The following is a 13,747-nucleotide window of genomic DNA, read 5'->3' on the forward strand; positions in this document are numbered from 1 at the left end:
TCTTAACTGAATATAATATTATCATTTTTTGTCTTCTTATTATATAGCAATTCTGTTATTTCTCATTTAATAATTTTTAGCAATTTTAAACCATCTAAACTATTTTAAATCAAGAGCTTTTAAGTAGCAAATGGTTTTCTATCTTTAACATATGAAATTTTATAAATAAAGAATAGACATACACTAAAATGTCACTAAAATTTAAAAGATAAATTCTAACTTTTCTCCGACTAACTTTAACTTAGCTTTGCCCTTCTTTCCACTTTTCCAAGTAAAACGAATTTCTCGTGTTTCTTTTCCTATGAGCAATTTCTTTACGTCAGTTGGAGTAATTTTACCTTTCATGATTGTTTTACTAATCGTAAATTTACATTCTTTGTTTGTACAATGATATACTTTAAATGCCTCTATAACTGGTTTTCCACACTTTACGCATTTCCCAACCACATTCACTTGCTTTTCTTCAACTTGCATGTTTAATTCCATGAAACTGGAGGTTGCTTGTTTAACAAAGTTGAGCATTTCTTGATAAAAGAAGCTAGAGCTTAATGTACCATCTACAATGTCCTTTAATTTTTTACTCCATACAGCTGTTAAAACCGGAGATACAATATCATGCTCTCCTATGCTGTTTATCACATCAATCCCAAATTGAGTAGCATAAAATGTTTTACCCTCTCGAGCAATCATTCCAATTGAAATCAGTTTTTCAATAATTTCAGCTCTAGTAGCTGAGGTTCCTATTCCTTCTGCGTCTTTTAAGACACGTTGCAATTCTTTATCTTCTACAAATCTTCCGGCATGGTACATTGCATCTAACAGAGTACTATCGGTATACCGTGTAGGTGGTTCTGTTTGTTTTGAAAGGATATTACTTTTTTTTATTTTTAGCGCCATGTCTTTTGTCAGATTCGGTAATGGTTGTTCTTGTTTTTTCCTAAAGTTTTCATAAAGAACACTATATCCTTTATCAATAACCATATTGCCATTTGCTTTAAAAAACTGATTGTTTGATTCTAGTATAACTGCCGTTTTGTCAATGACATATGGAGGCATGAAGATGGACATTAGTCTTTTAGCCACTAAGTGATAAATTTTTAATTCATTTGGTGACAATTTTTTCTTACCAATGGCAACTTCCGTTAGGGTAATGGCATGGTGATCAGTAAGCTTTTTATCATCCACGTATTTTTTTGACTGCCTAACTGATTCAATATGCTTTTTATTTTGCAAAATAGAAGGAACAATCTCTTTATATTCTGGTAAGTTACATAATGATCCTAAATTGTTTTCAATCGTCTTTGCAAAATTCATCGGTAGATGCTTAGATTCTGTCCTGTATCTATAAAAAAGTGGACTTAATGAAAGTGGACTTAATGGAATAAGTTAATAAGTTAATACTTATGTTTGAAAACACCTAATTTTAACAATTAGGTGTTTCCCTGATGATGTATCTACTAAAAGAAAATTGTCTTGCATTGTAATGTATGTTGAAAGTAAAACAATCGTAAGTACATTTGCCTTAATTATAAATGTTTTTCAAAATTTAATGTACTATTTTATATCTGGCTCAACGTGGACATGAAAATCGTAATACACCATAATCATCCATTAGAACTTTTTCTACTTTAGTGGCTATATCATGAGCTTCTTTAATATTTAACGTAGAATTAACAAGAATTACAGTATCAATAACTTCATTATTGCCGTAATTTCTCCCTTTAATTTCTTTAATTCCTTTAACTTCATCTAAATTATTTATGGCTAATCGATAAATGAAGATTGTTTCGACATCAAATCCATCTGAAAGTTCATGTGATGCTTGTTTAAAAATATCCCATTCAGTTTTACATATTAAAAGCCCTACAGCAATAGCAGTTAACGTATCAAGCCAGGGCATGTTAAGTTGAGAACCTAAAATACCTAACGCTGTCTCCATACTTACCCATGCATCCGAAAGGTTGTCTTTTGCGGTTGCCGTAACCGCTTTACTATTAATCTTATTTGCTAATCTTCTATTAGAAAAATTCGAGGTCTACCAACACCTAAAGAAATTTTAGTTAAGGATTTACCCAGTTATATACATTTATTTACAACTGGAGAATATGCAGATTTTTTTCTAAGAGGTGAACCAACAAATTACTACGAAACAACTTCTTCTGCTCTTAGAGATCATTCATTATCGTTTCTTGATATGCAAAATGAATTCAAACGGGAAGTTTGGCACAAGTTATCTATAGATGAAAGAATGCATTTCACAGCTTTTTCTCAACATCATGGCATTCCTACCAATCTCATAGATATAACTACCTCTCCATTAGTAGCTTTGTATTTTGAATGTCAAAAATACACTAATCCAGCAGGTGAAAAAAACGATGAAAAACATGGTTTCGTGTATTTATTAGAAAATAACCTTATAAACATTACAAATATAGTATCTAAACTTGAAAATGAAAATCTATTGGAGCATTTTGCTTATAATAAGGGCGATATATTTTGGGAGATGTATAATTTATTTAGGGATTTTGAAAAGAAAAAGCCTTTTCAATTTTATAAATATTTAAAAAAGTTAAATGAAAAACTTCTGTATAGTGACTATGATAATATTGCTCTAATATAAAGGAGAAATACACCAGCTAAGAATCCATACCGTTACTTAAGGGGTTAATTAATTAAAAAGCCTACAACTTATATTAGGTTTGTAGGCTTTTAATTAAATATGTTTCATTAAATCTTTTAGTTCTTTTATTTATAAAACTTTAGATTTTGCACTGTCTATATGAATAGGCTTAAATTACTTCAACTTGTCCCATCATACCATTCTCTTCATGTTCAAGAACGTGACAGTGGAACATGTAGATACCTTTATTATTAAATTTAACAGCTAGTTTCACTGTTTGGTCTGGTTCGATTGCAACAGTGTCTTTCCAACCTTGTAATTCTACAGGTGGCTCTTTCCCATCAATTGATACTATTTTAAATTGTGTTCCGTGGATATGGAATGGATGTGTCATGCCCCCCATTGCATCAGGTTTATTATAAATTTCCCAAATTTCTGTTTCACCTTGTTTTTGAGTAAAATCAATTCGGTTCATATCAAATTGTTTGTCATTTATATATACCATTTCGCCCATTCCGAATAATTCAAGCTTTTTTGTAACTGGTAAATTTTTTTCTTCTTCTGTTACTACATAATCATTTAACGTTCTCGGAATTTCTATTGAATTTGTTTTTTGGACATCGATTTTAAATGGCAATAGGATAGAACCTGCCTCATTAACTAAGGCTACATTGCTAGATGCATCATATTCAGAAAAATCAACGATAATTTCTGCACGTTCACCTGGTGTTAATGTAATTTCTGACATCTCAGTTGGTTCATTTAGGAATCCACCATCTGTAGCAATTTGCAGGAATGTATCTCCTGTGTTTAATTTAAACGTATATTTACGTGCATTAGATCCGTTCAATAAACGTAAGCGTACTTTCTCTTTTCCTACTGTCAGATTAGGATTAAGAGTTCCGTTTACTAACATTGTGTCACCAATTGTTCCGTCTTCGTTACGCACAGCTTGATAATCAAATTGTTTACCCTCATTAAATTGTTTGTCTTGGAATATTAGTGGGAAATCATTTACTCCATATTCATCAGGTAATCCTAGGCTTTTAGAGTTTTCATCTTCCACATAAATCAACCCTGCTAATCCTTTGTATACTTGTTCAGCTGTAGCACCTTCAGGATGTGGATGGAACCAAAGAGTTGACGCACCTTGATTAACAGTAAATTTTACATCTTCTGATTCACCTGGTTCTAGTATTTGATGTGGTCCTCCATCGCCTTCACCTGGAATATCAACTCCATGCCAATGGAATGTCGTTGGTTCAGATAATTGATTTTTTGTTCTGAATGTTACTGTATCACCTTTATTAACACGAATAACAGGGCCTAAGAATGAACCATTATATCCATATGTATTAGTTTGGATACCATCAAAGAATTCAGTTTTCCCTTGTTGAGCAGTGATATCAACAATTCCATCTTTAGGTTCAACTAATGGTGGAAGCGCTAGTTCGTTTTCTCCTGTAGAATCATTTAATTCTAATGGATTAGTATGACTAGCATGGCCGTTTTCCGCATCCATTCCTTCCATATTCATCATTTCTTCTTCGGACATGTTTGAATGATCCATACCCTCCATGTCCATCATTTCCTCTTCAGACATATTGGAATGATCCATTTCTTCAGAATCTGAATTTGTATTACTTGCACTACAACCTCCAGCAATTACAGCACTTGCTATTAATGCAGTCATCCATAACTTGGATTTCATACTGATTCCTCCCTAAAATTTGATTACAATCAAAATGTAACAAATAATTATGGAGAAATTATGCACATATCAAACTATGATAAAGGAGATTTTATCAAGTTCATAAAAAATTCATAATGTAATTTAAATTATAGTGAGTAATATTACTAACGGTAAATATTACAAATCCATTTATTTTTACACTTATATAAATAATAGGTAACCCTCACACATATAGTTGTTTGAGGTGAATAAATGATGCAATATAAACTAGTCTTCTTTATTGGATTCTTTTTACTATTATTTCTATCACCGATAATTGCAAGTTCTTTTAGTATAACTCAGGAAGTAGCAGTTGAAGAGCAGCAATCACCTAAAAAACTTGTGTTAGCTCCTACAACGACTACTGTACCTCTTAATACTTTGGAACCGACAATATCAAAGAATGTGTTGTTGCTTTTTACACATTCCCATGAAGCTTTTATTCCCATAGTTAAAAATATAAGTGGAGAAAAAGCTGTTTATCACTCAAACTCAAACATTACTGAATTTGAAGAAATTATAAAAATGCACTTTAACGTTAATTCCCTAAACACAAAATTTCTTAACTTTGATACAATGGATGAATTAAAAAAAACAAATCGCACATTCTCAGAAGCTTATGATGTTGTACGACCTCATCTTTCAAACGAAATCCAAAATAATACCTATGATCTAATCATTGACCTACATAGAGACTCAGCTTCTAAAGATATATCAACGCTTACTTATAAGGATCAGACCTATGGAAAACTCTATTTTGTTGTAGGAGAAGATAATCCAAACTACTTAATTAATCAGTCATATGCCAAAAAAATCTCTGATAAATTGAATGAGTTGGTGCCTGGAATATCACGCGGTGTAATAGGTAAAAAAGGGGAACATGTTGACGGTATATATAATCAAGATTTAGCTAATAATATGGTTTTGATAGAACTTGGAGGTATTGAGAATACAGAGGAAGAGATTAATCGTACGATTTCTGTACTCGCACAAGCAATCTCTATAGTTTTACAAGATGATTCATCTGTTGAAACAAATTAATTGAAGAGACTTGTAGACTTGTATCACTATTTAATAAGTTTGAATATATAGTTTTTATAAAAGTATGTTCATTTTGTTCTAATTTCTTCCGCAATCGGTCGATTGCGGAAGAACAATTACATTGTTTATTAAGCGTTCGTTAGCACAGATATTTTAGATTGATTTCTTAATATGAGTAATACAAAATTCCCCACGAGCTTTTAATATTAATATAGTTGGCCTTTTCCAACCATTATAATAAATTCCATAGTTTTCCACATCCTTTACCAAATTATCCATGACATTTACCCCTGTCTCTTTTCTTTTATAGAAATAACTCCATATTTACCTACAATCTCTCATTTTGAATTGCCTAATGATATCCCTTGCTCTGAATGCGTTGTGCCTGTTTTACATAGAATAACTTTGTACTTGTCAAACGTTGAATAAATATCCCAATATTATTTCTATTAATTTAAATAATTAGGAAACGCTACTATAAAAATATATAGAGAAATAATATAGCCCCCATCCCAAAAGAGACGAGAGCTACCCGGCGTTGCCCACAGTAAATAAGTAAGACAGGAGAAATCCAATCTACTAATAAAGAAACGACTTTTTATCCGTCCAAAATTTACTTAACCATCTACTCTGATTCTCTATTATGGATTCAAATAAGTCTATTTTAGCTTCCTCGAACTTGCTAACTCTCTTAAATAAACTTACTTGTTACTACTTCCTATCATTGATTTAACAATTTTGAAAATCAACGATACCATACTATATGGAATTTACTGTTGTACGCGAAGACTTTGTGTAATCATTTACCATGTTAATAAAATATTGAAGTACACGTACATCTTCTGTTAACTCGGGATGAAAAGAGCAGCCTAAAAATTGACCATCTTTTGCAAGAACAATTCGATTTTCAAATGTTGCTAGTATTTCAACATTATCACCGGTAGATACTATATGTGGCGCTCGAATAAAAACTGCTGGAATATCGTCACCTATTGATGGAATCGATAATTCAACTTCAAAACTATCCAATTGTCGACCAAAAGAATTTCTTTCTACCACAACATCCATTATGCCGAGATGAGATTTTTCGAAACCTGTAATCTTTTTTGCTAATAATATAAGTCCAGCACAGGTCCCAAACGTCGGTATTCCCTGCTGTGCCAATGTTTGTATTGGCTTCAATAAGCGGTAGCGATCTAACAGTTTACGCATTGTTGTACTTTCACCACCAGGTAAAATTAGACCGTCAAGACCATTCAAATCTTCAATTGTTTTTATTGCAATAGCTTCACAACCAAGTAATTCAATATGTCGAATATGCTCTCTTACTGCACCTTGTAATGCTAGGACCCCTATTTTTGTCATATTACCAACCCCGCTCTTGCATACGTTCACTTACATCTAGTGTAGCAATGTCAATTCCCTTCATCGGTGTTCCAAGTTCCTTCGAAATTTCAGCAATAAGTTTATAGTCTTTGTAATGTGTTGTTGCTTCGACAATTGCCCGTGCAAATTTCTCAGGATTTTCTGATTTAAATATACCGGAACCAACAAACACTCCATCTGCTCCCAGTTCCATCATTAGCGCTGCATCTGCAGGTGTTGCAACACCACCCGCAGCGAAATTTACAACTGGTAAACGACCTAACCTTTTAATTTCCAATAGTAATTCAAATGGTGCTCCCAAATTTTTTGCTTCTGTCATTAATTCACCCTTACTCATACCAACCACACGACGTACTTGTGCGTTTACTTCGCGAATATGACGAACTGCTTCTACAATGTTGCCCGTACCTGGTTCACCTTTTGTACGAAGCATAGAAGCCCCTTCTCCAATACGTCGTGCTGCTTCTCCTAGGTTACGGCACCCACAAACAAATGGCACGGTAAAATCACTCTTAAGCAAGTGGAATTCCTCATCAGCAGGTGTTAAAACTTCACTTTCATCAATATAATCAACACCCATTGACTCTAACACGCGTGCTTCTACAATGTGACCAATACGTGCTTTTGCCATAACAGGAATTGTTACTGCATCCATTACTTCTTCAATAATTCGAGGATCAGCCATACGAGCAACACCGCCAGCTTTTCGAATATCCGATGGTACTCGTTCTAGTGCCATTACTGCCACTGCTCCCGCTGCCTCTGCAATTTTTGCTTGTTCTGCATTAATGACGTCCATAATAACGCCGCCCTTTTGCATTTCTGCCATTCCACGTTTGACCCTATCAGTTCCAACTTGTACCATTAACATAACCCCCATTCCTATTATAATTTTTATTATAATGAAGATTGACTACATAAAAAGAGCCAATTTCCTAAAATTTTACATGGTCAGTTGGAGGTGACAACTTATAAATCTGCAACAATATGTTTAAAAGGACTCGATATTCTAGACATATAAACCTGATTTATTAATACAATCTTTTCAATCAGTCTTCAACTGTGAAATAAATTAAAAAGAATCCTTTTCTGTTAAGTTTAAGCAACTACGAAATAACCACAGAAGGAAGGATCCTTATAATAGCATTTAATTGTCAAATGATGGAGGTGCATTATCCTCGAAAAAAGGTGAGAGTTTTCGTAAATATGAAGAAAAAAACAGGCTTTTCGAAAACATTGGCAAGCCATTCATGTTTATAAAATAACAAAAATTTTGCTTTGTTCTTCACCTTCCATGCTACTTAGCACTTTTTTCTATACTTGCTTCACAAGGTGCTCAAGTCATACCTGTTATTTGTAGACTTGTTTCTAATTCACTACCCAACTTGCCTTCACTCTATTTAGCATACCACTACGGAGTATAAACTTTAAGAAGAAATACAGTGCTAATGAAGCACCCTATATCTTTTTACTCAACATCATATCCTTGATCTTCAATTGTCTCTTTAATTTTTTCGAGTGTTACTTTTTCATCATTGAATTCAACGTTTACCTTACCAGCGACTAAATCAGCTTTTACTAGTTCAACACCATCTAACGATCCAACACTACCTTCAATCGATTTTACACAATGACCACATGACATTCCGTTTACGTTTAATGTTACATTTCCCATACTAGTTCTCTCCTTTTATTTTTCCATTAATATTTGAATAGGACAAGCATTTCATTTAAAAGTTCTAAATCCCCTTCTTGTATACAATTAACAACATACTTTTCATATGCACTTTAAGAAGTAGGATTGCTACACTATTAAACACAGCATTAGTAGCAGATAATTGTGTTAAAACCATCACAATAAGTTTCTCTTTCAATTAAACCCTATTAATTCACGATTGCCGTACCTTAAATCGAAATAATTAAAGTTTTCAGAATAATCTCAGGATACTTTTTAATAAAATAACAATAGTTATAAGAACGATTTGAAGAAGAAATTATTATAATTAAACCTTACATATAAGATTAATATAATTTGTCCTAAACTCCATCTTAGGTAACCGTAATCCAACCAACCATACCCGACTCCTTATGTCCAGGAACCGTACAAACGAATTCATATAATCCTGATGCTGTAGGAGTGAAAATAATCATTTGCTCTTCTTTAGGTCCTGTATGAAGATGAATAGTATTTTCTAGATTCCCTTCATTTCCATGGTTTTCATGATTATCTTCGGATTCCTCTTTACTATTTGTTGGAATTTTAATTTCAATATCATGTTCGACGGTATCTTCATTTTTGAGAATAAGCTTAACTGGCTGATTTTTTTCGAGAACAAAATTTGATGGCGAGTATCTCATATCGAGAATCTTTATAATAATTTCTTTTGATTCCTTAACTTCATTTTTTTCTGAAGGTGTTATTTGTGTATGCTCATTATGTAAAGGCGGATTAGTTGCTAATTTAATCCTATTCTCAGCATAAGAAACCCCACCAAATAAGTAAAAAGAAATTATAGACACAAGAAGTAATGGTTTAAGTAGCCAAATTTTATTATTTACGCCCTTCTGATTACTTTTATTAGGAAAAATTAAAAATAAAAAGATTGTTGAAATAGTTAGCAGTAAGAATAGTCTTACTAATTTAACTAACTGCTCTCCATTTATCATTTCTCCCAGCATAGCACCCATCATTCCACCCATTAAACCAGACATAATTCCTTCTAAACAAGAAATTGTTCCAAAACTAATACCACATAATAAGCCAGCTATTACTCCTATAACAATTGAAAGAATTGTCGATTGGTACAAATTCCCTTGTAGGTAACCACCTAGTAGAACACCAGCAGTTAATCCCATATTCATACTAAAAAACATCGTAATGCTCATACCCTGCATTGGAGTAATCACGCTCTTCATTCTACTTGATAAAATTGTGATTACTAATGTCAAAACAAGTAGTGAAGTTAATATAAATGTTTGATAGTAGTCCACATCTCCATCCTTTCGTAGTATATAAAAATATATTATATACCCTTTATAGGTATGCATCTTTATTTATAAATTATTTATAATCATTTGTATTATCAAATTAAAATAGTTAATTCTTAAAAACAAAATGCTTGAAGGTATTCTTTACCCACAAGCATTATTTTTTACTAAATAATTTTTTCTCGCTAATTTCATTAATAAATCATACAGCCATTTTTCGACAAGTTTCTGCACATTTGTAGCAAGATTCAGCACATTGTTTACAATGTTCATGATGCTCATGTTTTTTACATACGTCACCACAAGATTGACAAATATCTGCACATGCTTGACAAATTTGTTTTATATACGGGCTATCTGATTGCATTGATTTCGCGGCAAAGGCACAAATGTCTGCACATTCACGTAAAGAGCGTATACACTCAGTTAACATTTTTACATCTTCTTCTTTTAAACATGCATCATAACATCCATTACAAGCCTCCATACATTCCAGGCAAGCTTTAATACATTCTTGTAAACTCATGTTCATTTTTAATTACCTCCAATAATATTAAGTTCAAAAGTATTATGTACATTGCCTTATTTTTTAAACTAAGGTCAAAAAAATTGGGTAAGTCTCATCAACATTTCTCCCATATTTCAAACAAGGTTAGTTTATACTCCCGTACTTTTCATCAACCACCTTTAATTGAACTAACTATTTCATTCATCATTTGTTCGTTCATTGGTCCAACTATCTTTTGGAAAACTCCCCCATCAGTATCTATAATAAAACTTGTTGGTATCGTTAAAATTTCGTACATACTCCCAACAACACCATCTTTGTCTAATAATATCGGGAAGGTTAAACCATAATCTTGTATAAATGATTCAATTGCTTGTACACCATTATCAAGATTAGTTAGATTAACGGCAACGATTTCAATTCCGTTTTCTTTATTTTTTTCATAAAACCTTTGCATATCAGGCATTTCTTCTCTGCATGGTGGACACCAAGTGGCCCAAAAGTTTAATATTACTATCTTACCTTTAAAATCAGAAAGATTAACGGCTGTGCCATTCATATTTTTCAATGTAAATTGTGGAGCAAGTGTAACTTTTTGATAGTTTTTAACGGATCCTGTTAAACCTGTTTCGGTCATTTCAGCCGGTGTGTTTTTGGGGGATTCATTTAAGTTTACTTGCTCATTAACATGTACTGTTTTACTAATATTAATGGTATTTTTTTCAAATAAATAAACAAAAATGACATAGCTAATAAGTAAAGAAATGAAAATTACAGGGATATATTTTTTCAACATATATACCTCCTAATTGGTTATATAAGTAATGTTCATAGGATAAACGATTAGGATTTTTTGAACCATACTTCAATCCTTAATAAGACCAGATGTTTAAGTGTTTTAATTGTTTCCTTTCGAAATCAGGATTCCTAATGCCTTCCACTATGTAATGCAATTTAGTAAAAACCAGACATTACTTTTTAATTAATTTAACGAAGTACTAAAATACAACACGGAAATAAAGATGGTTAACATTACTTTGTACGGCTTATAATTTCAACCTCTACTGCAACTGTTTGTATAAGAATATTTATCAGAAAACAGGAACGTTCTACTATTTTTAGGAATGTAACTTTTATAAGAAAAGCCCCCTATTAGATAAGATGAATTTTATATGTTCATCTGCCTATCTAATAGGGAGCAAATCAAAGTCTTTATTCAACTTTTCGGAAAACTCCATTTTGCCAACAGTCCATATTTGGACACCTGTTTTAAGATTAATTTATTGAGCTGATAATTCACTTTCTGTTACCCATTTATGGTTTGTTACTTGTTCACCAGTTGTAGAAGTAAAGTCAACCATATAAACGGTTGTTTCTTCAGCGGAGTCTATTGTAGCAGTAGCACCCTTCATACCTTCCATATGATCAGCATTAATTGTTGCTTCAGTTCCTGGCTCTAAAGATTCTTCACCAACATCTTCTAATTCCTCATGGATAACCCACTTATGATTTGTAACTGGGTCACCACCAGTAGTTGGAGTATATGAGACAGTATATACTGTTGTATCATAAGCACCCACAATTGTTGCTTCTGCACCTTTCATACCAGACATATGATCTGATTCAATAATTGCTTTACTGCCAACAGGGAAAGTTGGGTTCTCAGCTTCAATTAAACCTTCTGGAACTTCACCTGATCCTGAGTGATTCATGTTAGAATGGTCCATACCTTGCATATCATCAGTTTCCTCTGATTCCTCCATTCCATCCATGTTATGACCAGCCATATCATTATTCTCTTCTTGAACAGTCTCATTCTCAGTTGTTTCTTCGTTATTTCCACCTGCACAGGCAGAAAGTGTTAAAACTGCTAAAAACGAAATAATTCCAAACATTATTTTATTTTTCATTCTAAATACCCCCTAAGTTATTTTCATTGTAATTATAATCCTAAAATTTGCAGAAATTATGCAGATTAAAATAAAATACAAACTCTATTTTTTGCTTACTTAGGGTATTAGATTATAAAAAGGTGCTATTAGAGCGCCATAGATTTTCCCTTGTTAACATCAACCAAAGTTCACAATTACTTTGGTAATTTTCTCAAGAATTCCATTATTAAAAGTAACCTTAACCTTCTTAGATTAAAATACACTTGAAACGAGTTTTAAATTATATCTAATCAATAAAATTACATAATTAGAAGTAACTATTTATTCCCTAACGCTTTTCTAAAAGTTTCAATATTTTGCTCCATCAAAGTGAAATACGTTTCATTATTCTCAATATCTTCTTTGGTAAGGACACTTAGATTATGCAATGTAAGTGATTCCGCTCCAATTTCAGATTGTATAATCTCTGCCAATTTAGAAGAAACATTTTGCTCAAATAAAATATATTGAATTTCTAAATCTTCTGCTAAAGCAACTACCTCTAATAATTCCTTTTGTGAAGGTTCATTTTGCGAATTCAGACCAGCAATTGGTACTTGTTGCAAACCATATTCCCCAGCAATATATCCAAAAGCTGCATGTGATACAAAAAATGTTTGCGTATCAGCATTAGCCACCATATCTTTAAACTTAATATCTAGTGCTTCTAATTCGTTAACTAATGTTTGATAATTTGCTTCAAACTTATCAGCCTGTTCTGGCATTTTTTCTGTAAGTGTATCCTTTATAGCTAACGCAAGATCTGCAGAAAGAGATGTAGAAAGCCATACATGAGCATCTATTTCATTATGTTCTGTATGTACATCTTCGGATTCAATAGTTACCTCCTCATTAGTGAGTACTTCATCAGCATGGGCATCTTCATCTTCCTCTGAATGTGCATCTTGTGAATCACCGGTACTCATATTAAGCTTTTCTTCAGGTATATTGACTGTTGTAGCAACAAACTCCACTTTTTCATTTTTTAATGTCTCTTGTGCATTTTCAATAAAACCCTCAAGACCATAACCGATGTAGAATATCAAATCTGAATCTGCTAACTTAATCATATCTTGTTGCGTTGGCTCAAATGAATGCTCATTTGCCCCCGGGGGATAAACAGATGACACTTTAACAAATTCTCCACCAATACGTTCTGCAAAATAACTTAATGGATATACCGTTGTATAAACCTGTAATTTTGTTGCTTCTTCAGTACTTTCATTCCCCAGTTCTTTCTGTACAGCTTCATTGCTACATGCTGCTAGAATAACGAAGCAAAGAAACAATAGTGTTAAAAAATATTTTTTCAACATTCCCTACCTCCAAATCGTAATGGTTACTATTAACGAATTAAATAATATCCAATCACATTACATATTGCAACTATTAATTTATAATTCTAAAAAACCTCTAAAAAAGTAATAGTGGAATTAAGTATTAGCGAGGGGGAATTTTATTCGAAGTATTATGAAGTAATTAATTTGTAAAGTATAATACTCAAAACGACGGGCTTATCTGAAGGAGAAAATTAAGTTAGC

General features: G+C 32.5%; 13 protein-coding genes and 1 pseudogene. 2 read left to right on the forward strand and 12 right to left on the reverse strand.

Going from position 1 to position 13,747, the window contains the following annotated elements; all coding sequences use genetic code 11:
* Positions 1-201 precede the first annotated feature (201 nt).
* Both CD30_RS15015 and CD30_RS15020 read right to left on the reverse strand, forming a co-directional pair.
* A complete protein-coding gene (locus CD30_RS15015) occupies positions 202-1,383 on the reverse strand; it encodes a DNA topoisomerase (RefSeq protein ID WP_268871099.1) in 1,182 nt (393 codons plus the stop codon).
* Positions 1,384-1,554: 171 nt separating this feature from the next.
* Positions 1,555-2,020 (reverse strand): annotated as a pseudogene (locus CD30_RS15020) (cation diffusion facilitator family transporter); the annotation flags it as partial.
* 60 nt (positions 2,021-2,080) lie between these two features.
* Between CD30_RS15020 and CD30_RS15025 the strand changes: the two are divergent.
* Positions 2,081-2,620: an FRG domain-containing protein gene (locus tag CD30_RS15025; RefSeq protein ID WP_235802073.1), complete on the forward strand. Its 540-nt coding sequence runs from the start codon at positions 2,081-2,083 to the stop codon at positions 2,618-2,620.
* A gap of 169 nt (positions 2,621-2,789) precedes the next feature.
* Here CD30_RS15025 and CD30_RS15030 read toward each other — a convergent pair whose 3' ends face one another.
* A complete protein-coding gene (locus CD30_RS15030) occupies positions 2,790-4,331 on the reverse strand; it encodes a multicopper oxidase family protein (RefSeq protein WP_036178516.1) in 1,542 nt (513 codons plus the stop codon).
* 237 nt (positions 4,332-4,568) lie between these two features.
* On the opposite strand from CD30_RS15030, the gene spoIIP reads away from it, so the two are divergent.
* On the forward strand, positions 4,569-5,393 hold the full coding sequence (gene spoIIP, locus CD30_RS15035) for a stage II sporulation protein P (RefSeq protein ID WP_036178518.1): 825 nt from the start codon (positions 4,569-4,571) through the stop codon (positions 5,391-5,393).
* A gap of 153 nt (positions 5,394-5,546) precedes the next feature.
* On the opposite strand, the gene CD30_RS20680 is transcribed toward spoIIP, so the two are convergent.
* The 9 genes from CD30_RS20680 to CD30_RS15075 form a co-directional block, all read right to left on the reverse strand.
* Positions 5,547-5,672, reverse strand: coding sequence for a hypothetical protein (locus CD30_RS20680; protein WP_268871098.1), 126 nt, complete (start codon positions 5,670-5,672; stop codon positions 5,547-5,549).
* A 480-nt stretch (positions 5,673-6,152) separates the two neighbouring features.
* Positions 6,153-6,758: a pyridoxal 5'-phosphate synthase glutaminase subunit PdxT gene (gene pdxT, locus CD30_RS15040; RefSeq protein ID WP_036178521.1), complete on the reverse strand. Its 606-nt coding sequence runs from the start codon at positions 6,756-6,758 to the stop codon at positions 6,153-6,155.
* A 1-nt stretch (position 6,759) separates the two neighbouring features.
* Positions 6,760-7,644 (reverse strand): pyridoxal 5'-phosphate synthase lyase subunit PdxS, encoded by an 885-nt coding sequence (gene pdxS / locus CD30_RS15045; protein ID WP_036178522.1) that lies wholly within the window; start codon positions 7,642-7,644, stop codon positions 6,760-6,762.
* Between the two features lie 603 nt (positions 7,645-8,247).
* Positions 8,248-8,454 carry a copper chaperone CopZ gene (copZ, locus tag CD30_RS15050; RefSeq protein ID WP_036178524.1) on the reverse strand — a complete coding sequence of 69 codons (207 nt, stop codon included), beginning with the start codon at positions 8,452-8,454 and terminating at the stop codon, positions 8,248-8,250.
* Positions 8,455-8,828: 374 nt separating this feature from the next.
* Positions 8,829-9,770, reverse strand: a complete 942-nt coding sequence (locus CD30_RS15055) for a cupredoxin domain-containing protein (RefSeq protein WP_036178526.1) — start codon at positions 9,768-9,770, stop codon at positions 8,829-8,831.
* A gap of 199 nt (positions 9,771-9,969) precedes the next feature.
* The gene (locus CD30_RS15060) at positions 9,970-10,299 is read right to left on the reverse strand and encodes a four-helix bundle copper-binding protein (RefSeq protein ID WP_036178528.1); all 330 of its coding nucleotides are present in this window, start codon (positions 10,297-10,299) and stop codon (positions 9,970-9,972) included.
* 145 nt (positions 10,300-10,444) lie between these two features.
* Complete coding sequence (locus tag CD30_RS15065; RefSeq protein WP_170215855.1) at positions 10,445-11,068, reverse strand: peroxiredoxin family protein; 624 nt, start codon at positions 11,066-11,068, stop codon at positions 10,445-10,447.
* A gap of 487 nt (positions 11,069-11,555) precedes the next feature.
* Entirely contained in the window at positions 11,556-12,185 is a 630-nt protein-coding gene (locus tag CD30_RS15070) for a YdhK family protein (RefSeq protein ID WP_036178532.1), read from the reverse strand.
* A gap of 299 nt (positions 12,186-12,484) precedes the next feature.
* Positions 12,485-13,522, reverse strand: a complete 1,038-nt coding sequence (locus CD30_RS15075; RefSeq protein WP_170933669.1) for a metal ABC transporter solute-binding protein, Zn/Mn family — start codon at positions 13,520-13,522, stop codon at positions 12,485-12,487.
* Positions 13,523-13,747: the final 225 nt, after the last annotated feature.

It is taken from the genome of Ureibacillus massiliensis 4400831 = CIP 108448 = CCUG 49529, from assembly GCF_000772965.1.
In the GTDB taxonomy this organism is placed as follows: Bacteria; Bacillota; Bacilli; order Bacillales_A; family Planococcaceae; genus Ureibacillus; species Ureibacillus massiliensis.

What these genes read in the sequence shown, in the direction of transcription:
- CD30_RS15030 (WP_036178516.1), bottom strand. Translation starts at nt 4,331, where the DNA reads ATGAAATCCAAGTTATGGATGACTGCATTAATAGCAAGTGCTGTAATT.
- spoIIP (WP_036178518.1), top strand. Translation starts at nt 4,569, where the DNA reads ATGCAATATAAACTAGTCTTCTTTATTGGATTCTTTTTACTATTATTT.
- CD30_RS20680 (WP_268871098.1), bottom strand. Translation starts at nt 5,672, where the DNA reads ATGGATAATTTGGTAAAGGATGTGGAAAACTATGGAATTTATTATAAT.
- pdxT (WP_036178521.1), bottom strand. Translation starts at nt 6,758, where the DNA reads ATGACAAAAATAGGGGTCCTAGCATTACAAGGTGCAGTAAGAGAGCAT.
- pdxS (WP_036178522.1), bottom strand. Translation starts at nt 7,644, where the DNA reads ATGGTACAAGTTGGAACTGATAGGGTCAAACGTGGAATGGCAGAAATG.
- copZ (WP_036178524.1), bottom strand. Translation starts at nt 8,454, where the DNA reads ATGGGAAATGTAACATTAAACGTAAACGGAATGTCATGTGGTCATTGT.
- CD30_RS15060 (WP_036178528.1), bottom strand. Translation starts at nt 10,299, where the DNA reads ATGAACATGAGTTTACAAGAATGTATTAAAGCTTGCCTGGAATGTATG.
- CD30_RS15070 (WP_036178532.1), bottom strand. Translation starts at nt 12,185, where the DNA reads ATGAAAAATAAAATAATGTTTGGAATTATTTCGTTTTTAGCAGTTTTA.
- CD30_RS15075 (WP_170933669.1), bottom strand. Translation starts at nt 13,522, where the DNA reads ATGTTGAAAAAATATTTTTTAACACTATTGTTTCTTTGCTTCGTTATT.